Raw genomic sequence first — 19,803 nt, 5'->3', positions numbered from 1 at the left:
TGGCCCGGTATAAGGCAGGATTGTCGAGAGGCCGTAGAGGGCGCATCGGATTGAGGTCGGGCACACAGTGAAGTCTTGGAGCATCGGGGTATTCGGACTCGTGGCGCTCGCAGCCATAGTGGCCAGTACCTTCGTTTCCCGGGAAGCCATGGTGGGCGTGGGTATCGCCGCGTCTGCTGCGGTGGGCATCGGCTGGCCCCATTTCCTGGGCGTCCCGGCCAAGAAGACGCTGGCGGCAGTCATTGGACTGGCCGGCGCGGGATCGGCAGTAGCATCCGCGTACTTGCCTGCTCCCGGCTTCCTTGATGGGACGCCGGCTTTCGTTGCCCTCGGCGTGATGGCCGTATTCATCGTCCAACTCGTCCGTGGCACGGGCCAGGCCCAGCGCCTGGAGTCCACGCTTGGCTGCAGTGCGGGCGTACTCCTGAACTGCCTCGGCGCTGGCTGGATAGCCGGTGCCAGGTTCAACGGCGTCAAGGAAATGGTCCTTGTTGCCGGCCTGAGCGCCGCTGTTGCGTTGCTGGTGGGCATCATCCGCTGGCCCGACCGCATCGTGGCCCCGCTCGGCGTCGTCATGGCGGGCCTCATGGGCCCCCTCGCGGGCTTGGTTTTCTCGGATATCGCCGTACTGCCCGCCGCCTTGGTGGGTGTGGTGGTGGGTTCGGTGCTGGTGTGTTTCCGGCGCATGACCACCCTCCGGCGGGGGAGGCTGAACATTCCGGCCGCTGTCGGCATGGGTGTAGCCCCGGTCTGGGCCGTGGGTGCCTTGGCATACTTCATAGACAAACTACTCATCTACTAACGGTTAGGATGGCATCATGTCTGTACTCGCATTTGAAATCTTCTTCCTCGTTCTCCTTGGCCTGGCCAGCGTCGCCATGGCGTGGTTTGCAGGATTTGTCGTCTACCGCCTTTTCAAGGGCCAGAAGTAACCCTTCTGGTCCTGCAGCCCAACTGAGGTAACTGTTGTGCCTATTGAGATCCCCACAGATCTGACGCCCGAACTCGTCCCCCTTTCCTGGCTCATTGGTGAGTGGGAGGGCCGCGGCCGGCTCGGCAGCGGCGACGAGGATTCCGAACACTTCGTCCAGCACGTTTCGTTCACCCACAACGGCCTGCCGTACTTGCAGTACCGGGCCGAAACCTGGATCAGCGACGACGCCGGCGCAAAGTTGCGCCCGTTGACGGTGGAGACCGGATTCTGGGCGCTCGAACGGAAACTTGAGGAAGGCGACGGCGGCCCCGGACTGGTTCCGGCGGATATCGTCCCCGTGCTTAAGACGGCGGATGAAGTGGAAGAGCGCCGCAACAAGGACGGCGGCTTCGACATCTCCGTCTCGATCGCCCACCCGGGTGGGATCACCGAGTTGTACTACGGTCAGATCAAGGGACCCCAGATCCAACTGAGCACTGACATGGTGATGCGCGGGAGCCACTCCAAGGAATACACTGCAGCCACCCGGATCTTCGGTTTGGTGGACGGCAATCTCCTGTGGCGCTGGGATGTCGCGGCCAACGGCAAGACCCTCGAAGCCCACGCATCGGCGTTCCTGCACAAGGTTTCCTGACCCAAGGGTTCACCGTACGTTCCGCGAAGCAGCAGGCAGAAGGAGCAGAAAGTGAACGACCACCCCAAGCCGACAGGCTATGAGGGCCTCAAAGCCGTCTTTTTCAACGGCACCCTGAAGCCCTCCCCGCAGATCAGCAACACCGACGGACTGATCCGGATCAGCCGCGACATCATGGAGAAGCAAGGCGTCACTACCAGCCTTATCCGCACTGTGGACCATGACATCGCGAGCGGCGTCTACCCGGACATGCGTGAGCACGGATGGAAGAGGGACGAGTGGCCCGAACTCTATCCTGCCGTTCTTGAGGCGGACATCGTGGTGGTTGCCGGCCCTATCTGGCTGGGCGACAACTCTTCCCAGACCAAGAAACTCATCGAGCGGCTGTACGCGCATTCCGGTCAGCTGACCAGCAAGGGCCAATGGGCTTTCTACCCGAAGGTGGGAGGCTGCTTGATCACCGGCAATGAGGACGGAATCAAGCACTGTGCAATGAACGTCCTTTACAGCCTCCAGCACATCGGCTTCACCATCCCGCCCCAGGCCGACGCCGGCTGGATAGGTGCCGTGGGCCCCGGACCCAGCTATCTGGATGAAGGATCCGGCGGTCCGCAGAGTGATTTTACTAACAGGAACACCACCTTCATGACCTGGAACCTGCTACACATGGCCAAGCTCCTGCGCGACGCCGGCGGGATCCCCGCCTACGGCAACCTCCCGGAGGAGTGGAAGGCGGGCACCCGGTTCGATTTTGAAAACCCGGAATACCGCTGACCTGAAAGATTTCCGGACACGGAATACCACTGAGCTCCAAGGACTTCTACTACATATGACTTACAAGAGCCCTCTGTTGTCGCGCCCTGGCGCCGTTGAAGATACCGGCCTGGACGCAGGCGTCGCGGCCCACTACGGCGAACCGTTGCGCGAGCAGCGCGCCCTGGCAGCAGGCACCGCCGTCGTGGATCTTTCGCACCGTGGCGTGGTGACCGTGTCCGGACCGGACCGGCTCAGCTGGCTCAATACGCTGTCCTCCCAGCAACTGACCACCTTGCAGCCGGGCGTCTCCAGTGAGCTTTTGTTGCTGAGCGTCCAGGGCCGCATCGAGTTTGATGCCCGCGTGATTGACGACGGCGGGACCACCTGGCTGATCGTCGAAGCCGCAGAAGCGGCGCCTTTGGCTGAGTGGCTGAACAAGATGAAGTTCATGCTTCGGGTGGAGATCGCCGATTTCAGCGCGGAGTGGGCAGTGGTGGGTGCCACCAAGCCGCTGGAGCAGTTCTCCTCCAGCTTGGTCTGGGAAGATCCCTGGCCGCACGTCGGTCCGGGCGGGTATGCGTACAGCATCGTGCCGGAGGAATCGCATCCTGGACTGGAACGGTCGTGGTTCGAATACTTGGTTCCGGCGGCGGAGCTGGAGAGTTCCGTTGAGGGTCTTCCGCTTGCCGGTGCCATGGCGGCGGATGCCCTGAGGGTGGCAGCGTGGCGCCCGCGGCTTGGAGCCGAGACCGACGAAAAGACAATTCCGCATGAACTGGATCTCCTCCGCACCTCTGTCCACCTGAACAAGGGCTGCTACAAGGGCCAGGAAACCATTGCGCGTGTCCACAACCTTGGACATCCGCCCCGGCGCCTGGTGTTCCTGCAGTTGGATGGTTCCCAGCACACCTTGCCGGCCGTGGGCAGTGTTGTCTTTGCCGGGGAACGCCAGGTGGGTACTCTGACATCGGTGGCGCAGCACTTCGAGATGGGGCCTGTGGCCTTGGCCGTGATCAAGCGCTCCGTTTCGGCGGAGGAAACCTTGACCGTGATGGACGGCGAGGAGCCGTATGTCGCAGCCCAGGAAGTGATCGTCGCCCCCGACGCCGGCCAGGTAGTCGGGCGCCAGACCGGATTCCTGAAGGGACCCCACCGATGAGCCAAACTGATGGCACAGCAGCAAGCCCCGGGAACGGCCCGGACGATGAGACGTTGGCCCTGGCCCATGCCTTGTTCGACGCAGCCCGGGAAGGAGACACGGAGCTGCTGCGGGGCTACTTGAACGCAGGAGCTCCAGCCACCCTGACCAATGCCGCGGGCGACTCCCTCCTGATGCTTGCCGCCTACCACGGGCACGAGGACGCCGTGCAGTTGATCATCCACCATGGCGCGGACGTCAACGCCCCCAATGACCGCGGCCAGACGCCCCTTGCTGGGGCGGTTTTCAAGGGCTACGTGGGTGTCGCCAGGGCGCTGCTGGACGCGGGAGCGGACCCCGACGCCGGAACCCCCAGTGCGCGCGACGCCGCGACGATGTTTGCCAGGGCGGAAATCCTGGCCCTGTTGGGCTGACTCAAACAGACGAGTAACCCCGGCTGCATGCGGCCGGGGTTTACTTGCGCCCGATTATTCCACGTGGAATAGTTGTCGTGGAATAACAAGCAAAGTGAGGAGCGGGCCGTGGCCAAAAGTGCTGAACTGACGCCTTTGGGCGTTGCATCACTTGCGCTTCTCGCCGAACAGCCGATGCACCCCTATGAGATGTATCAGTTGCTGATGGCCCGTCACGAGGACCGCTTGGTCAAGGTCCGTCCGGGTACGCTCTATCACGCGGTCGGGCGGCTTGAGGAAAACGGACTCGTGGAGTCGACGGGGACAGGTCGTGAAGGCAACCGTCCCGAGCGGACCACTTACCGGATCACCCAGGATGGCCATGCGGCTTTGGATGCCCGTCTCCAAGCCATGCTGGCCACACCCGTCAACGAGTACCCGGTCTTTCCGCATGCCATCGCAGAGGCCCACCACCTTCCCGCTGATGTGGTGACCGGCCTGCTGGCAGACCGGGTGGTTGCCTTGAATGCCGACCTCGACTTCCTGGTCCGGGCGCAGGAGGCTGTGACGGCCAAGGGGCTGGACCGCAAGTATTGGATCGACATCACCTATCAGCAGGCCATGCTTCGAACCGAGATCGCGTGGATCCGCGGTCTCCTCGAGGAGTTGGGCACCGGGCAGCTGCCCTGGGATGAACCCCGCCCTGCTCCCACCGAACTTTCAAACAAGCCAAAGGAATCCCTTGGAAAACATAGCTAAGCCGTGGCCCGCGCTGTGGTCACTCGTGGTTGGCTTCTTCATGATCCTTATCGACACCACCATTGTGTCGGTCGCGAATCCGCGGATCATGGAGGGCCTCAACACGGACATCAACGCCGTCATCTGGGTCACCAGCGCCTACTTGCTGGCCTACGCAGTACCCCTCCTTATTACCGGCAGGCTGGGTGACCGTTTCGGTCCCAAGAACCTGTACCTCATCGGCCTGGTCGTCTTCACGTTGGCCTCCCTGTGGTGCGGCCTGTCCGGCGATGTGACCATGCTGATTGCCGCCCGGGCTGTCCAAGGACTGGGCGCAGCCATGATGACTCCCCAAACGATGGCCGTGATCACGCGCATCTTCCCACCTGATCGCCGCGGCGCGGCCATGGGCTTGTGGGGAGCCACAGCAGGCATGGCCGTGCTGGTGGGCCCGATCCTGGGTGGCGTCCTGGTGGACAGCCTCGGCTGGGAGTGGATCTTCTTCGTCAACGTCCCGATCGGGCTCGTCGCTTTCATCCTGGTGACCCGCTTCGTCCCCAAGCTGAGCACGCACAGCCACTCGTTCGACATCCTGGGCGTGCTGCTCTCCGCCGTCGGGATGTTCCTCCTGGTCTTCGGAATCCAGGAAGGCCAGACCTACAAGTGGGGAACCGTCTCCGGGTTCATCTCGGTGTGGGGACTCATCATCACGGGCCTCGCAGTCCTGGTGCTCTTTGTCCTCTGGCAGTGGATCCTTGAGCGTCGCGGCGGAGAACCCCTGCTTCCCCTTGGTCTGTTCAAGGAGCGGAACTTCTCCTTGGGCAACGCCACCATCATGGCCGTGGGCTTCACCGTGACCGCATTTCCCTTGCCCACCATCTTCTACTATCAGACGGTGCGCGGCCTGACGCCCACCCAGTCGGCGCTGCTCATGATTCCCATGGCCGTTATTTCCGGCGCGTTGGCACCCTTCGTGGGTAAGTTGATTGACCGCGCCAACCCCCGCTGGTTCGCGGCCTTCGGCCTGGTGTGCCTCTCCGGGGCCCTGTTCTGGACCGCTTCCTTGCTGGGGCCGGAAACGCCCATCTGGATGTTCCTGCTGCCCAGCGCCTTGCAGGGTGTAGCCAACGCCTTCATTTGGGGGCCGGTGTCCAACGCCACCACCCGCAACCTTGAACCGCGCCAGGCAGGTGCCGGATCCGGCGTCTTCAACACCACGCGCCAGATCGGCGCCGTGCTGGGTTCGGCTGCCATTGCTGCCTTGATCCAGTCGCGGTTGGCGGCTGAACTTCCGGCAGCACCGGCCGGAGCGCCCGTCGGCGAGGCCTCAATGGGCGGCACCTTGCCGGAGTTCCTGCACGCGGGATTCTCGACGGCGATGAGCCAGTCCATCCTGCTGCCCGCCTTTGCGATCCTGCTGGGCGCCGTCGTCGCCTTGTTCTTCGGTAAGCCGAAGGTCGTCTCCGGTTGGGGCGGAAAGCCGGCCCAAGCCGAAGAAGCTACCGCGGAGGTTCAGCGCTAGCGATGGAGTTTTTGTACAGCTAACGCCCTTAAGAGACCTTCTAAAGCCCGTTAGCTGTACAAAAACCCGCAGGGGTGTCAGCCCAAGAGGACGCTCGCGTGGAGCCCGCCAGTGGCAAAGCCAAGGCTGCGGGCCATCGCGAGTGCTCCTGTGTTGCTGACGTCGGCTTTCCACTGAAGGGTCAGTCCGGCGGCAAGGGCTTCGTGGGCGGCGATGGACGCGGCCAACCTTCCGATCCCGCGCCTGCGCCACGGGGGAGCCACCAGGACTCCCATGTTGGCCAGGATGCCTTCCCACTCGGAATACGCGCCACAGGCCACGGGAGTGGGCAGTTCCTCTTCGGGATGCATGATGGTGAAACGGTGCTCCAGGCTTTGAAGCCCTACTTCATTCACGTCATCCGGAGGGCAGAGCCCTTCCAGGCTGATGGCCTCGGGGTTGCCGTGCGAAACGGTTAGGTCCTCGGACGGTTGCTGCAGCGGCAGGTCATCGGCAAAGAACAGGGCCGACGATCCGAGTCCGTGCCCGCCATGCGAACGGGTGAGCGTGAGCAGCGTGACGTGCTGGGCCAATTCGGTATCGGGAATCGCTGCGGCTGCGTCCAGCGCCCATTGCGGGCCTATCAGGGCCGAGACGCCGAACAACCGCAGGAACACCAGTGCCCGGGCTGAGTCATCAACGCGGGTAATCCTGGTGCCGGGGTCGCCCGGGTCAGCCCCCGCAGCGGCGAGCGTTGCAGCAGCGCCGGCGAAAGCGTCGTCGTCGAGCCCCAAATGACGAGCCCACGCCAGCTGGATGATGGCAGCGGACGTGGGCTCGAGAGTCATGGTTTTAGCCTAGTCGACTAGCCGAAAAGCACCGACGCTTCGTCGTAGCGGTGTTGCGGCACGGTCTTGAGCTTGCCCAGGGCTTCTTCAAAGCCTACGTGCGAGATATCCGTGCCCTTGAGGGCCACCATGGTGCCCCAACGTCCTTCCACCACCGAATCGATGGCAGCCATGCCAAGGCGGGTAGCCAGGACGCGGTCATAGGCAGTGGGGACGCCGCCGCGCTGGATGTGCCCCAGAATCGTGGCACGGGTTTCAATGCCGGTGCGGGCCTCGATCTCGGGGGCCAGTTGGTCGGCGATGCCACCCAGGCGGGGCCGGCCGAAAGTATCCAGGCCGCGTTCGGAGTGCGGCGATTCCATGTGGTCCGGGACAAAACCTTCGGCAACAACCACCAGCGGGGCGCGGCCACGGTCGTGGGCTTCCTGGACCCACTCAGTGATCTGCTCGATGCTTGCCTTCTGCTCCGGAATCAGGATGGCGTGGGCGCCGGCCGCCATACCTGCATGGAGGGCAATCCAGCCGACGTGGCGCCCCATGACCTCGGCGATCATGCAACGGTGGTGCGACTCGCCGGTGGTGCGGAGCCGGTCGATGGCCTCAGTGGCGATCTGGACGGCCGTGTCAAAGCCGAAGGTGTAGTCGGTGGCGTCGAGGTCGTTGTCAACGGTCTTGGGGACACCGACGATTTTCAGGCCTGCATCGGTGAGGCGCTTCGCTGCGGCCAAGGTTCCCTCGCCACCGATCGCGATGATCGCGTCGATGCCCAGGCGTTCCATGTGGGCTTTGATGACGTCCGGGCCACCGCCGTTTTCGAACGGATTGGTGCGGGACGTACCAAGGATGGTTCCGCCCTGCTTGGCGATGCCGCGGACCATTGTGCGGGGGATATCGATGACATCGCCCTCAACCACTCCCCGCCAGCCGTCACGGAAACCCACGAACTCCTGGCCGTGGATGGCGATGCCTTTGAGGACCGCTCCCCGGATCACTGCGTTGAGTCCGGGGCAGTCGCCGCCGCTGGTAAGAATGCCAATTTTCATGTTTGCTCACTCATGGCTTGGAGGAATACGTGCAAGAGCGCCACGCTGAGCTCCCCATGATTGTAGACGGGCATGTGGGGTGCGACACAAACGGTTACTTTTCAACCCGGCTGTGCGGTAGTGGAAATATGGGCGAAATCAGCGAAAAGCGCCCCGCCGATGGGCGGAGCGCTTTCGTTTGCCGTGACCTGTTCCTGCTGGTCACCGGTCCTGCTGGTTACCGGAACCGGTTACCAGGTCCCGCCGGGTTACCGGGACCGTTGGCTGATGAAGGATTCGAGGGCGATTTTGTTGTTCTGGTCCGGCAGGATGAGCCATCCGAGGATGTACACCAACGCTGCTGGCCCGGGAAGCAGGCAAAAAAGCAGGAAAGCCACCCTGACGTAGGCAACGTCCACCCTGAGTTTCGCAGCGATGCCCCCGCAGATGCCTCCCAGCCAGCGTTGTGGGCCGCGCTTCAGGCCGAGGCCCCTGACGATGCTGAAGAACTTGTCCATGGCTACACACTTCCCTGTTGTGGTTGCTTTGTCACGTGGATTTGTCTGGTCAACGAGTGGAGTTCTTTGATTTCGCCGAACCCCTGCGGGCTGAGAGGAGTCCACCAACCACCAACGCGGCGCCGGCTCCGATCATCAGGCCGATCAGCACGTACGTGCCGTTCAGGGTGACCCAGCCGAGGGTGGAGATGATGATCAGGGCAGCCAAGGCAACCACGATCAATCCCCATACAACGGTTCCGATCCGTGCTTGCCGCGGTTCGTCCTCCTCCTCGTGCTCCACCCGGAAGCTGGGCTCCAACGGCGGCGTGAGCGGGATCTGCTGGAGGACGGGCTTGGGCAGCGCCTCGGTGGGTCGGGACTCAGCGGGTCGGGACTCGGCGGGTTGGGATCCGGCGGGTTGGGAACCGGGTGTCTTGCCTGGTTCGTTCGTGCTCATGTCAGTTTCCTTCCTTGATGGTCACGTTGCTGAACGTGCCGTCGATTTGCACCACGAGGTTGGCCCCTGGCTTCCCCGTGTTGTAGAGCGTCCGATCGTCCTGAAGGCGGCCTCCGCGGTCTGCTCCGCGTTCGTTCAGGTTGCCGAAGGTCATGTCCGCCCTGACCTCCACGGGAACGTTGTCGGGGATAATGACTGTCACGTTGCTGGCGGTGGCGTCCACTGGCACCAGGACTTCGGAGATCAGCGGCGGCGTCACGGCGACGTCGCTAAGGTCCAGGGTTCCCTTTGCTCCGGTGACGTCGATGCCTTGCCGTGCCTGCTCCAGGCTGGTTGGCGCCCAGTTCACATCGTGGAAGGTGAAACGATCCCCGTTCCTGGGAACCACGTTGAAGATTCCTCCGATGATCAAGGCAGCAACAGCCAGGAAGCCCAGGAATCCGGACGTTCGTCCACGGAGCCCCGCAATCAAAATGCCGAGGCCCAGAACCGCGGCGCCCGTTGCCCAGACCACAGCGTTCGCGGAGCCGCCAAGATCAATGACGTGGCCGGCGTCGAGCGCCTTCAACGTGCCGCCGGTGAGCAGGGCTGCACCCGCTGACACTGCGACGATAGCGGCGCCGGGTCCCTTCCGCTTCGGGGCGGCAGGCTTGGGCTGCCAGCCCTGCGGGGGAGTGGGGCCGTACGGGGGACGAGGCCCTGCAGGTGGCACCGGCCCTGCAGGAGGGACGGGCCCGGAGCCATATCCGCCCGGGCCGTAGGTCCCGCTCCGGGTGCCCGAAGCTCCTGCGGTACCCGAAGCCGTGCTTGCACCGTAGACAGGAACACCGGTGTTGGTACCTGTGGTCGGAGTGCCCGGGTAGGACACGGGTGCGGCCGCGGTCGGTGCTGCTGCGTAGTTTTGCGGGCCCATGGGCGGTGCCGCTTTCGAGGCCTTGTTCCGTTGGACCAGGAAGTAGATGAGGTAGAAGACGCCTCCCATCCAGAACAGCGTCCAGAACACGCCCGGAAGCCCGTTCCAACCCCATCCCCAGAATCCGCGGCCCAGGCTCGGAAGGCCGATGATGGTGGTGATCAACGCTCCCGTCATGCCTCCGGACCAGCGGCCCGCCGCTGCCTCCTGGACATGGATGCGGCCATCAGGCTCCGGCAGGAGTGCCCAGGCGATGCCGTACAGCAGGACCCCGACGCCGGCGAAGAGCGCAAGCACAATGAAGATGCCGCGGACGATCAACGGATCGATGCCGAACCGGTGGGCCACGCCACTGGATACCCCGCCGATCCAGCGGTCAGGTCCGCGGCGGATGCCTTGGTTCCGGATCCAGTCGAAGAAGTTTTGCTGGGAGGCCGTGGGAGCGCCGCCCGTGGGCGAATAACCGCCCGCTGCAGGACCAGTGCCGGCCGATGCCCCGGCAGAGGGCTGGTCCGAAGCCCCGGAAGGTGATCCGGCGGCGCCGGTGGAAGCGCCGTTCGCGGCGCTGGAGCCGGACGTCCCGGCGGGGCCAGGCGTTCCGGGTTCCTCTGGGTTCATGCTGTTCGCGTTCATACTTCGATCCTGCCGCCCAGGCCCGGTTGCCCTCTACTGGGGGATACCCTGAATGATCCCTGAGTGAGCCCCTGACCGTGCCGGATTCCGGCTCGGGGAACCCTGATCCGTGCTTGGATTGGTACATGACAACCGTCGTTGAACGCCCCCCGCTGGTCCGCAGCAGCGACCGCATGATTGCGGGCGTTTGCAGCGGACTCGCCGATCACCTTGGGTGGCCTGTCAAGTTCGTGCGGCTAGGCATGGTGCTGGCCTGCCTTGCCGGTGGGGCCGGCGTCGCCTTCTACGCGTGGCTGTGGACCATGGTTCCCACGGCGGATGAGAACGCCAAGCGCAATGCCCGGCGTCCGGCGTCGCCCATTGCTCCTGCCGTAAGCCTGCCGCCGGTGCCCGCCACCGGGGTCGGTATGGCGAGGCCGCAACAAACGTTCGACGCCGGACCGTCACCGGCGGTGACAACCGGGCCCGCGGCGCTTGGCGGCTCCGCGGCAGGCTCCGTAGGAAGCGGACCCGGGGCCAGCGGAACCTGGGTCAGCGGAACCGGCACTGAAGCCGCGCAGGCCCAGGGCTTCGGTACAGCCACCGGCGATGCCTGGTGGGATGGCCGTGCACTGGGGTCCTGGTTCTCCTTCCGGAAGATCCAATACGGCAAGGAGATCCTGCTGGGCGCGGCCCTGCTCTTGGTAGCGGCGATACTGATCGCGCGCCAATTCGGTGTGGATGTGCCGTTGGGGACACTCATCCCTGCCGCGGCGATCCTTGGTGGAGCGGCGATCGCGTGGATGCAGCTGGACGAAACCCGCAGGGCCGGGTTGGTGGACAAGACCAAGGCCGATCAAGCCGGCGGATGGGTGCGCCTGGCAGCGGGCCTGGCGCTGGTGGTGGCCGGTGTACTGGTCATGGTGTCCGGTTCGGGGTCGTGGGAACAGACATGGCTGGCGCTGCTGGCCTCAGTGGCGGTCCTTGGCGGCGTCGCCCTGGTGTTGCTGCCGTGGGGACTGAAGTTCTGGAAAGACCTTGAGACCGAGCGGGCAGGCCGTGTCCGGGAGACCGAGCGTGCCGAGATCGCGGCCCATCTGCACGATTCCGTGCTCCAGACCCTGGCGCTCATTCAGCGACGGGCGGGCTCTGAACAGGACGTGGTCCGGCTGGCAAGGGCCCAGGAGCGGGAACTGAGGGCCTGGCTCTTCAGCGATCCCGCCAAGGAATCAGGCCTCCTGGCGGAACGGATCAAGGCAGTTGCGGCCGAAGTGGAGGACGCACACGGCCACGCAGTGGAGGTTGTCACAGTTGGTGATTCCACCATGACCGACAGGCATGAGGCATTGGTCCAGGCAGCCAGGGAGGCCATGCTGAACGCTGCCCGGCACGGCGGCGGGACGGTTTCGGTTTATTTGGAGAGCGCTGATGGCAGTACGGAGATCTTTATCAAGGACCGGGGTCCCGGTTTCGCCCTCGACGCTATCCCCGATGACAGGCTGGGCGTCAAGGAATCGATCATCGGACGCATGAAGAGGCATGGTGGAACCGCGGTCATCAACAGCAGCAGCGATGGAACCGAGGTCCGGCTGGCCCTCCCGTCGGCAAATCCAGAGGCGGGCGAAAGCCGAACCAGTGAAGTGCGGAACAGTGAAGCCCGAAACAGTGAAGCCCTGAACGGAGAAACGAAGCAATGACTATCAATCCTGGCGGTGGCACAGTGCGCAGCGTGCGGGTGGTGATCGTGGATGACCACACCATTTTCCGCTCCGGCTTGAAGGCTGACCTCGACTCGCGCATGGATGTGGTGGGCGAGGCAGGAACCGTGGAGCAGGCCATTGCCGTCATCGCGGAGACCCGCCCTGAGGTTGTGCTGCTGGATGTCCATTTGCCCGGTGGGCTGGGTGGCGGAGGCCGTGAGGTCATTGCCGGGTCGGCAGCCTTGCTGGGCGGCACAAGCTTCCTCGCTCTGAGCGTGTCCGATGCCGCCGAAGACGTGGTCTCAGTCATCAGGGCCGGTGCCCGCGGCTACGTCACCAAGACCATTTCGGGCAAGGAAATCTCCGATGCCGTCATCCGCGTGGCCGACGGCGACGCCGTGTTTTCGCCGCGGCTCGCAGGTTTCGTGCTGGATGCGTTCGGAACGGCACCGGCGGACATCGCGGACGACGAACTGGACAAGCTCTCTGCCCGGGAGCTGGAAGTCATGCGGCTCATCGCCCGGGGCTACAGCTACAAGGAAGTTGGCAAGGAACTGTTCATCTCCATCAAGACGGTGGAAACACACGTTTCCGCGGTACTGAGGAAGCTCCAGCTGTCCAGCCGCCATGAACTCACCAAGTGGGCCGCCGAACGCCGCCTCCTCTAACCCTCATTCACGTCCGGTCCCTTTTTCCGGGACGCTCGCTCACGTCCGTTCCCTTTTTCCGGGACCCTCAATCACGTCCGGTCCCTCTTCGGGGACAAATCAGCCCCTGGCCAACCGAAACAGGTTGCCCAGGGGCTGATGGTGTTTCAAGGAAGGTCGGGATCCAACACCCCGGCGATCAGGAATTACTATTTGGCCTTGCCCAGGAATTCCTGCATGCGGCGGACACCCTCGGCGAGGTCGTCGTCGCCCAGCGCGTACGAAAGCCGAACGTACCCGGAGGGGCCGAAGGCCTCGCCCGGGACGATTGCAACTTCGACTTCGTCCAGGATCAGCGCTGCGAGTTCAGCAGAGGTGCCCGGGCGGACAGGACCGTTGGAGGTCTCGAATTCCTTGCCCAGCAGCCCGCGGACGTCCGCGTAGACGTAGAAGGCGCCGGTCGGCGTCGGGCATTCAACGCCGTCAATCGCGTTCAGTCCGGCGACAATCGCCTTGCGGCGGCGGTCGAAGGCAACCTTCATCTCGTCGACGGCGGTCAGCGGACCCGTGAGGGCAGCGGCGGCTGCCACCTGCATGATGTTGGAAACGTTGGACGTTGCATGGGACTGCAAGTTGGTTGCGGCCTTGATCACGTCCGTGGGGCCGATCATCCAACCCACGCGCCAACCGGTCATGGCGTACGTCTTGGCCACGCCGTTGAGGATCACCACGCGGTCCCCGAGCTCCGGGGCGGCAGTGGCAATGGAGGTGAACTCGACGCCGTCGTAAGTGAGGTGCTCGTAGATTTCGTCCGTGACGACCCACAGGCCCTTGGACGCGGCCCACTTGCCGATCTCGGCAACCTGCTCCGGGCTGTAAACAGCGCCGGTGGGGTTGGACGGGGAGACGAACAACAGGATCTTGGTCTTGTCGGTGACAGCGGCCTCAAGCTGCTCGATGGTTACCAAATAGCCCTGTTCCGGACCTGCGAACACCTCGACGGGCACGCCACCGGCGAGGCGGATGGCCTCCGGGTAGGTGGTCCAGAACGGGGTGGGGATGATGACTTCGTCGCCCGGATCCACCAACGTGGCAAAGGTGTTGTAAACGGCTTGCTTGCCACCGTTGGTCACCAGGACCTGGGCGGGATCGACCTTGTAGCCCGAGTCGCGCAGGGTCTTGTCGGCGATCGCCTTCTTCAGCTCAGGAAGGCCGCCAGCGGGGGAGTAGCGGTGGTACTTGGGCTGGCCGGCTGCCTCGATGGCCGCCTGGACGATGTAGTCGGGGGTGGGGAAATCGGGTTCACCGGCACCGAAACCAATCACGGGACGGCCCGCGGCCTTCAGTGCCTTGGCCTTGGCGTCAACGGCAAGGGTGGCGGACTCGGCAATGGCTGAGATTCGCTGTGAAATGCGGGCGGCAGTTGTTCCGGCAGACATCTATGTACCGTTCTTCGCAGGCAGCTCGTGGGCTGGATGATGGGATTCGACGTAAACTACCTTATGCTGTTCTGCGGAGCTCCCGCGTGCCTACCCGGATTTGTGACTGATAATGCTGGTCACAGGGCAAAAGGGACTGGAAGCTCCGGAACTGGGCCGGTTCGACTATCGCGAATTTCTTGCGTAGACTGGTTCACCGGTGTTGAAAAGCATCACAGGCTGAAGTGCGGCCTGAAACATGGATTCGATCCATAGGGTAGTGGCGCAATTGGTAGCGCAGCGGTCTCCAAAACCGCAGGTTGCAGGTTCGAGTCCTGTCTGCCCTGCGCAAGCTGTTCCGGCGGAAACGCCGGAGCACGCGCAGCAACCATGGCTCTGATCAGAGTCGGGTCAACGACTTTGCAAGGTGAGTGAGGACCAGGTGACCGAAACAGCTGCCAGCAGCTCGAAGGGCCGTCCCGCCAAGAAAGCCGAACGCGGCTTCTTCGCCCGTATTGCACTCTTCGTACGCCAGATCATCGGCGAGCTGAAGAAAGTCGTTGCCCCCACCCGCAAGGAACTGATCAACTACACGCTCGTGGTGCTGGTGTTCGTGGTCATCATGATGGTCATTGTCACCCTGCTGGACCTCGCCTTCGGCACGGGAGTCAGCTGGGTCTTCGGTGGGTCAGGCGCCACGGACCGCTAAGCGGATCTGTCCGCAAACTGTGTGAAATTCCTTGGTTCGCCAGGAACTTTGCGGGGTTTGCGGAATTGAGCCATTTAAATAGGCATGTTAGGCAATGAGGAAGCAGGAGACCAAGTGTCTGAGCAGGAGCTCGAGGTAAACGAGACTGAGCTGGGCGAATCCGCCGAGGACTCAGCCGACGCCACGGCAATTGTCGCGGAAGAGTCCGAGGTTGATTCCGCTGCGCCCGAATCTGCCGACGTCGACGACGACGATTCCGAAGAGGACTTCGAAGCCGACGTGGACGAAGAGTCCGATGACGCATCCGGCGAGCCTGCCGACGTCGACACCGAGGAAGAGTCCGACGGCGACCAACTGACGGCCGCTGCTGCTGCTGCGCCGGCTGATCCCGCCGAGGAGTTCAAGGCCAAGCTTCGCCGCCAGGAGGGTGACTGGTACGTCATCCACTCCTACGCAGGCTACGAAAACCGCGTCAAGGCCAACCTTGAGACCCGCATCCAGACCCTGGACATGGAAGATTACATCTTCGAGATCCAGGTGCCCATGGAAGAGGTCGTCGAGATCAAGAACGCGCAGCGCAAGGTCATCAACCGCGTTCGCATTCCCGGTTACGTCCTGGTCCGCATGGACCTGACCGACGCCTCCTGGGGCGCCGTCCGCCACACTCCCGGTGTGACCGGCTTCGTGGGCAACGCCCACAACCCTGTTCCGCTGCGCCTCGACGAGGTCTTCTCCATGCTCGCCCCGGTCTTCGAAGAAGAGCAGGCAGAGCAGGGCAAGCCGGTCAACAAGCAGAACCAGGCTCCCGTGGCCGTCGACTTCGAGGTCGGCGAGTCGGTCATCGTCAAGGAAGGTCCGTTCGAGACCCTCCCGGCAACGATCTCCGAGATCAAGCCCGAGTCCCAGACCCTGGTGGTTCTGGTCTCGATCTTCGAGCGCGAAACCCCGGTAACGCTCGCATTCAACCAGGTCACCAAGATCTAGCTGATTCAAGAATTTCGCTCCAGTCCTGCCTGCTTAGCAGTTCGGGAGCGGCCGGCCGCCTCGCCATGGCGGCCACCAACCTGGGACGCGCTCCTGTGTCCCAGGAAGCTATTGAGAGAAGGACCCTACATTGGCTCCCAAGAAGAAGGTCACCGGCCTCATCAAGCTGCAGATCCAGGCAGGTGCCGCTAACCCGGCTCCGCCGATCGGTCCTGCGCTTGGCCAGCACGGTGTCAACATCATGGAATTCTGCAAGGCGTACAACGCTGCAACGGAATCCCAGCGCGGAAACGTTATCCCGGTTGAAATCACGGTCTACGAGGACCGTTCCTTCACCTTCATCACCAAGACCCCGCCGGCTGCGGAGCTCATCAAGAAGGCTGCAGGCGTTGCCAAGGGTTCAGCTACCCCGCACACCGTCAAGGTTGCCAAGCTGACCCAGGCACAGGTTGAGGAAATTGCTTCCACCAAGATGGAAGACCTGAACGCCAACGACATCAAGGCAGCTGCCCTGATCATCGCCGGTACCGCCCGCTCCATGGGCATCACGGTCGAAGGCTAGAACCCTCGAAGGCCAATTACGGTCTTCACCCGCCGGGCAACCGGCATCTGAAACATTGAAATGTCGCAGGATCCTTGCCGGATCCCCGACTGTGGCAGGGCCCAGCGCGGTCCGCAGACCACAACTGCACAAGGAGAAACAGCAGCATGGCAAAGCGCAGCAAAGCATATGAGGCAGCCGTAGCCAAGATCGAGGCAGACAAGGTCTACGCCCCGTTCGAGGCCATCACCCTCGCGAAGGACACCAACCCTTCCAAGTTCGACGCAACCGTTGAGGTCGCTTTCCGCCTGGGCGTTGACCCTCGCAAGGCCGACCAGATGGTTCGTGGAACCGTCAACCTGCCCCACGGCACCGGTAAGACCGCCCGCGTCCTCGTTTTCGCAACCGGCGACAAGGCTGAAGCAGCAATCGCTGCCGGCGCCGACTTCGTTGGTTCCGATGACCTGATCGAAAAGATCGCAGCCGGCTGGACCGACTTCGACGCCGCAGTGGCAACCCCTGACCTCATGGGTAAGGTTGGCCGCCTCGGTAAGGTCCTCGGCCCGCGTAACCTCATGCCGAACCCGAAGACCGGTACGGTTACCCCGGACGTCACCAAGGCTGTCAACGACATCAAGGGTGGCAAGATCGACTTCCGCGTCGACAAGCACTCCAACCTTCACTTCATCATCGGCAAGGTGTCCTTCGACGCCCAGAAGCTGGCGGAGAACTACGCAGCAGCACTGGAAGAGGTGCTTCGTTTGAAGCCGTCCGCTTCCAAGGGCCGCTACATCCAGAAGGCTACCGTTGCCACCACGTTCGGTCCGGGCATCACCGTTGACCCGAACGTCACCAAGGTTCTCACCGACGCGTAAGCTTCGGGAGCACTTGCTCTGAAAAGGACCGTCCGGCATTGCCGGGCGGTCCTTTTTCTTGTCCCGGCCATGTTCCGGCTTGTCCCGCCAGGTTTGGGCCTGTTCCGCGCAGGAGGCGGGCCGTAGGCTGTGGTGCGTGACGTCGTCGAGTACTTCCGAGCCCGCAGGGTTGACTGTGGAGCGGATCCAGGTCCCCGGCAGCCCTGACGCAGCGGGTGCCCCTGACTTCCAGGCCTTTCACCAACTGAACGTCGCCCACGCGCTGGAACTGTGGGGTAACCTGGACCGCTGCGCCACCTTGGCAGAGGACGTCCTTTTCTGGCAGGGCAATGAGTACGAGGAACGCCACGTTTTCCTGGCGCGGCTTGACGGCGCCGTCGTAGGTTCCGGGACGCTGACCCTGCCGCTGAGTGAGAACACGACGACGGCGGGCGTGGACGTGCTGGTTGATGCGGACTTCCGGCGTCGCGGCTTTGGGTCACGGATGCTTGCCGTGCTGGAAGAGATGGCAAAGGGGCGGGGACGGGTTTCCTTCGATGCCTACTGCGGCGAACCACTGGCGCCGGTCGAGGCCGGCGTGGAGCTTTTGCAGGCCAAATCCGGCTCAGGTGGAGTTCCGTTGGCCGCAGCGTCCACGCGTTTCGCCCTTCACCACGGGTATTCGTTGGAACAGGTGGAGACCAACAGCACGCTGGCGTTCCCGGTGTCTGAGTCGTTGCTCAGCGACCTGGAAGCTGAAGCCTTGAAGCGGTCTACTGGTTATGGCGTGATCAGCTGGCAGGATCGTTGTCCCGACCACCTCGTGGACGCCTTCGCCCGCCTCAAGAGCCTGATGAGCACGGAGGTCCCCATCGCGGGCCTCGGGTGGGAAGGCGAGGACTGGGATGCAGCGCGGGTCCGGCGCGAGGAAGCCACTTGGCGCGAAAGCGGTGTGTCCTCCGCAGTGTGCGTCGCCCGCCGGGAGGCCTCCGAAGAACTGGCTGCCTACACGATCCTGACACACAGGGAAGAGGCGCCGGCAGTGATCTACCAGGAGGACACCCTGGTGGCGCCGGGTCACCGGGGTCACGGTTTGGGGATGCTGGTCAAAGTGGACAACCTGCGTCGCGCAAAAGAGCTCTGGCCGGCCGCCACGTTGGTTATGACATGGAACGCCGTTGAAAACCAGCATATGCTGGCCATTAATATCGCCCTTGGATTCAAGCCGTCCGGCTTTGAAGGCGAATGGCAGAAACGGCTGGAATGACTTTAGACGAGACGGACACCGTTCAGGTCGAGCAGCTGTGGGTGCCCGACACCCTGGATAGTCCTGAGGCCGCCGATTTCCTGGATGCCGTGGAAGTTGGCCGCCGGGTGCGGATGGAGACGTGGGGGAGCGACGACCTCGCCTACACGCCGCTGGAAAAGCTGTTGGAGTTTTCGGACCCCTATGAACGCCAGATCATCCTGGTGGCCAAAGTGGATGGTGTCATGGTGGGCGTGGTGGACATTGCCCTGCCCTTGGCCGACAACATGGACCTTGCTGAGTTCACCTTGGATATCCTTCCCGAGTTCCAGGGCCAAGGAGTTGGTCGCCAGTTGCTTGAGGCCGCCGAACAGCTGGCCCGGGCGGAAGGCCGGACCATGATCCTTGTGGACACCAACCATCCCGCAACGTCCTTGACGGAGGTCCCGGAGGACCAGATGATTCCGGGCAGCGGAGCCGGTTTTGTCCCTGTCAGCAGTCGGGAGACAGATTTCGCCCGGAAGGCCGGATACACGCTCCAACACATCGAGCAGTTCAGTTCCTGCATTTTGCCTTTGGACTCCCAGCTTGTTGCCGACCTCCAGCTTGAGGCGGAGGAAGCAAACGGGGGCCGTTACGCGCTCCACCACTGGACCGACCGTTGCCCGGAGGCATGGCTGGAGGCTGTCGCCGCCTTGGAAAACGCAGCCGGCGAGGTTGTTCGCGATGATGTCGAGGACGACGCCCCCGAGGTTGAAGCCAGTGGCATGGTCTTCGATACCGCCGTCCTTCGGGAAACTGAAGACGCCGCCTTGGCGCAGGGGCGGCGGACGGTGGTCACCGCCGTCGAGCATGTGGACAGCGGCAAGCTGGTGGGCCTGACCACCATCAGTGTCCTCGCGCACCGCCAGGACGTGGTGTTCCAGGACGATACCCTGGTCCTGCAGGAGCATCGCGGAAACAAGCTGGGTTTGCTCATCAAGGTGGCAAATATGGAAAGGCTCAGCGAGCAATTTCCCGATGCGAGGGTGATTTACACCTGGAACGCCCCTGAAAACCGCTACCTCCTGACAGTGAACAAGCAACTGGGATTTACGACGGCGGGCGTCACCGGACTGTGGCAAAAGGAACTTCCCGGCAGGGACAAGGGGCCAACGGTCGCGGACTAGGGAGTCCTCGATTTGGTTTGCCGAACGCGGTCCCGTAACCTTGAAGTACCAAAGACCGTCGGTTGATGG

At 63.3% G+C, this 19,803-nt stretch carries 21 protein-coding genes and 1 tRNA gene; 16 read left to right on the top strand and 6 right to left on the bottom strand.

Annotation, left to right across the window (positions count from 1 at the left end; translation table 11 throughout):
* Nucleotides 1-67: 67 nt before the first annotated feature.
* The 7 genes from PJL15_RS08585 to PJL15_RS08555 all read left to right on the top strand — a co-directional run bounded on the left by PJL15_RS08585 (nucleotide 68) and on the right by PJL15_RS08555 (nucleotide 6,135).
* Entirely contained in the window at nucleotides 68-802 is a 735-nt protein-coding gene (locus tag PJL15_RS08585; RefSeq protein ID WP_281450730.1) for a permease, read from the top strand.
* Nucleotides 803-968: 166 nt separating this feature from the next.
* The gene (locus PJL15_RS08580; RefSeq protein WP_281450729.1) at nucleotides 969-1,568 is read left to right on the top strand and encodes an FABP family protein; all 600 of its coding nucleotides are present in this window, start codon (nucleotides 969-971) and stop codon (nucleotides 1,566-1,568) included.
* Nucleotides 1,569-1,619: 51 nt separating this feature from the next.
* A complete protein-coding gene (locus PJL15_RS08575) occupies nucleotides 1,620-2,342 on the top strand; it encodes a flavodoxin family protein (protein WP_281450728.1) in 723 nt (240 codons plus the stop codon).
* Between the two features lie 55 nt (nucleotides 2,343-2,397).
* Entirely contained in the window at nucleotides 2,398-3,483 is a 1,086-nt protein-coding gene (locus PJL15_RS08570) for a YgfZ/GcvT domain-containing protein (protein WP_281450727.1), read from the top strand.
* A complete protein-coding gene (locus tag PJL15_RS08565; protein ID WP_281450726.1) occupies nucleotides 3,480-3,896 on the top strand; it encodes an ankyrin repeat domain-containing protein in 417 nt (138 codons plus the stop codon). Before PJL15_RS08570 ends, PJL15_RS08565 begins: the two co-directional genes overlap by 4 nt.
* Before the next feature lie 108 nt (nucleotides 3,897-4,004).
* Nucleotides 4,005-4,634 (top strand): PadR family transcriptional regulator, encoded by a 630-nt coding sequence (locus tag PJL15_RS08560; protein ID WP_281450725.1) that lies wholly within the window; start codon nucleotides 4,005-4,007, stop codon nucleotides 4,632-4,634.
* On the top strand, nucleotides 4,618-6,135 hold the full coding sequence (locus tag PJL15_RS08555; RefSeq protein ID WP_281450724.1) for a DHA2 family efflux MFS transporter permease subunit: 1,518 nt from the start codon (nucleotides 4,618-4,620) through the stop codon (nucleotides 6,133-6,135). The genes PJL15_RS08560 and PJL15_RS08555 overlap by 17 nt, the downstream gene beginning before the upstream one ends.
* A 77-nt stretch (nucleotides 6,136-6,212) precedes the next feature.
* Here the strand turns inward: PJL15_RS08555 and PJL15_RS08550 are convergent, their stop codons facing one another.
* The 5 genes from PJL15_RS08550 to PJL15_RS08530 all read right to left on the bottom strand — a co-directional run bounded on the left by PJL15_RS08550 (nucleotide 6,213) and on the right by PJL15_RS08530 (nucleotide 10,487).
* Nucleotides 6,213-6,962, bottom strand: coding sequence for a GNAT family N-acetyltransferase (locus PJL15_RS08550; protein ID WP_281450723.1), 750 nt, complete (start codon nucleotides 6,960-6,962; stop codon nucleotides 6,213-6,215).
* Between the two features lie 17 nt (nucleotides 6,963-6,979).
* Nucleotides 6,980-8,005 (bottom strand): 6-phosphofructokinase, encoded by a 1,026-nt coding sequence (locus tag PJL15_RS08545; protein WP_018776708.1) that lies wholly within the window; start codon nucleotides 8,003-8,005, stop codon nucleotides 6,980-6,982.
* Between the two features lie 248 nt (nucleotides 8,006-8,253).
* Nucleotides 8,254-8,502, bottom strand: coding sequence for a PspC domain-containing protein (locus PJL15_RS08540; protein WP_281450722.1), 249 nt, complete (start codon nucleotides 8,500-8,502; stop codon nucleotides 8,254-8,256).
* A gap of 49 nt (nucleotides 8,503-8,551) precedes the next feature.
* Nucleotides 8,552-8,941: a hypothetical protein gene (locus PJL15_RS22700; protein WP_432443808.1), complete on the bottom strand. Its 390-nt coding sequence runs from the start codon at nucleotides 8,939-8,941 to the stop codon at nucleotides 8,552-8,554.
* Between the two features lies 1 nt (nucleotide 8,942).
* Complete coding sequence (locus PJL15_RS08530; protein WP_281450721.1) at nucleotides 8,943-10,487, bottom strand: PspC domain-containing protein; 1,545 nt, start codon at nucleotides 10,485-10,487, stop codon at nucleotides 8,943-8,945.
* A gap of 125 nt (nucleotides 10,488-10,612) precedes the next feature.
* Here PJL15_RS08530 and PJL15_RS08525 point away from each other — a divergent pair, with 125 nt between their 5' ends.
* Nucleotides 10,613-12,163 carry an ATP-binding protein gene (locus tag PJL15_RS08525; protein WP_281450720.1) on the top strand — a complete coding sequence of 517 codons (1,551 nt, stop codon included), beginning with the start codon at nucleotides 10,613-10,615 and terminating at the stop codon, nucleotides 12,161-12,163.
* Nucleotides 12,160-12,834: a LuxR C-terminal-related transcriptional regulator gene (locus tag PJL15_RS08520; protein ID WP_281450719.1), complete on the top strand. Its 675-nt coding sequence runs from the start codon at nucleotides 12,160-12,162 to the stop codon at nucleotides 12,832-12,834. The genes PJL15_RS08525 and PJL15_RS08520 overlap by 4 nt, the downstream gene beginning before the upstream one ends.
* A 188-nt stretch (nucleotides 12,835-13,022) precedes the next feature.
* On the opposite strand, the gene PJL15_RS08515 is transcribed toward PJL15_RS08520, so the two are convergent.
* Nucleotides 13,023-14,252 (bottom strand): pyridoxal phosphate-dependent aminotransferase, encoded by a 1,230-nt coding sequence (locus tag PJL15_RS08515; protein ID WP_281450718.1) that lies wholly within the window; start codon nucleotides 14,250-14,252, stop codon nucleotides 13,023-13,025.
* A gap of 253 nt (nucleotides 14,253-14,505) precedes the next feature.
* Here PJL15_RS08515 and PJL15_RS08510 point away from each other — a divergent pair.
* From PJL15_RS08510 to PJL15_RS08480, 7 genes are all read left to right on the top strand, one after another.
* Nucleotides 14,506-14,578, top strand: a tRNA-Trp gene (locus PJL15_RS08510).
* An 80-nt stretch (nucleotides 14,579-14,658) separates the two neighbouring features.
* The gene (secE, locus tag PJL15_RS08505) at nucleotides 14,659-14,940 is read left to right on the top strand and encodes a preprotein translocase subunit SecE (RefSeq protein WP_144659401.1); all 282 of its coding nucleotides are present in this window, start codon (nucleotides 14,659-14,661) and stop codon (nucleotides 14,938-14,940) included.
* 114 nt (nucleotides 14,941-15,054) lie between these two features.
* Entirely contained in the window at nucleotides 15,055-15,924 is an 870-nt protein-coding gene (nusG, locus tag PJL15_RS08500) for a transcription termination/antitermination protein NusG (protein WP_281450717.1), read from the top strand.
* A gap of 130 nt (nucleotides 15,925-16,054) precedes the next feature.
* Nucleotides 16,055-16,486: a 50S ribosomal protein L11 gene (gene rplK / locus PJL15_RS08495; protein WP_011775609.1), complete on the top strand. Its 432-nt coding sequence runs from the start codon at nucleotides 16,055-16,057 to the stop codon at nucleotides 16,484-16,486.
* A gap of 146 nt (nucleotides 16,487-16,632) precedes the next feature.
* Nucleotides 16,633-17,340, top strand: a complete 708-nt coding sequence (gene rplA, locus PJL15_RS08490) for a 50S ribosomal protein L1 (RefSeq protein WP_281450716.1) — start codon at nucleotides 16,633-16,635, stop codon at nucleotides 17,338-17,340.
* Between the two features lie 136 nt (nucleotides 17,341-17,476).
* Entirely contained in the window at nucleotides 17,477-18,586 is a 1,110-nt protein-coding gene (locus tag PJL15_RS08485; RefSeq protein WP_281450715.1) for a GNAT family N-acetyltransferase, read from the top strand.
* Nucleotides 18,565-19,734 (top strand): GNAT family N-acetyltransferase, encoded by a 1,170-nt coding sequence (locus PJL15_RS08480; protein WP_432443807.1) that lies wholly within the window; start codon nucleotides 18,565-18,567, stop codon nucleotides 19,732-19,734. Before PJL15_RS08485 ends, PJL15_RS08480 begins: the two co-directional genes overlap by 22 nt.
* The last annotated feature ends 69 nt before the right edge of the window (nucleotides 19,735-19,803 follow it).

Source organism: Paenarthrobacter nitroguajacolicus, assembly GCF_029952445.1.
GTDB classification, from domain to species: Bacteria; Actinomycetota; Actinomycetes; order Actinomycetales; family Micrococcaceae; genus Arthrobacter; species Arthrobacter nitroguajacolicus_B.
This window is presented reverse-complemented; position numbering and strand designations above follow the sequence as displayed.

Bases quoted from the DNA above. Each gene is read 5' to 3' on its own strand.
- PJL15_RS08550 (WP_281450723.1), bottom strand. From the start codon at position 6,962: ATGACTCTCGAGCCCACGTCCGCTGCCATCATCCAGCTGGCGTGGGCT.
- rplA (WP_281450716.1), top strand. From the start codon at position 16,633: ATGGCAAAGCGCAGCAAAGCATATGAGGCAGCCGTAGCCAAGATCGAG.
- PJL15_RS08525 (WP_281450720.1), top strand. From the start codon at position 10,613: ATGACAACCGTCGTTGAACGCCCCCCGCTGGTCCGCAGCAGCGACCGC.
- PJL15_RS08565 (WP_281450726.1), top strand. From the start codon at position 3,480: ATGAGCCAAACTGATGGCACAGCAGCAAGCCCCGGGAACGGCCCGGAC.
- PJL15_RS08570 (WP_281450727.1), top strand. From the start codon at position 2,398: ATGACTTACAAGAGCCCTCTGTTGTCGCGCCCTGGCGCCGTTGAAGAT.
- PJL15_RS08545 (WP_018776708.1), bottom strand. From the start codon at position 8,005: ATGAAAATTGGCATTCTTACCAGCGGCGGCGACTGCCCCGGACTCAAC.
- PJL15_RS08520 (WP_281450719.1), top strand. From the start codon at position 12,160: ATGACTATCAATCCTGGCGGTGGCACAGTGCGCAGCGTGCGGGTGGTG.
- PJL15_RS08515 (WP_281450718.1), bottom strand. From the start codon at position 14,252: ATGTCTGCCGGAACAACTGCCGCCCGCATTTCACAGCGAATCTCAGCC.
- PJL15_RS08530 (WP_281450721.1), bottom strand. From the start codon at position 10,487: ATGAACGCGAACAGCATGAACCCAGAGGAACCCGGAACGCCTGGCCCC.
- PJL15_RS08480 (WP_432443807.1), top strand. From the start codon at position 18,565: ATGGCAGAAACGGCTGGAATGACTTTAGACGAGACGGACACCGTTCAG.
- PJL15_RS08540 (WP_281450722.1), bottom strand. From the start codon at position 8,502: ATGGACAAGTTCTTCAGCATCGTCAGGGGCCTCGGCCTGAAGCGCGGC.
- PJL15_RS22700 (WP_432443808.1), bottom strand. From the start codon at position 8,941: ATGAGCACGAACGAACCAGGCAAGACACCCGGTTCCCAACCCGCCGGA.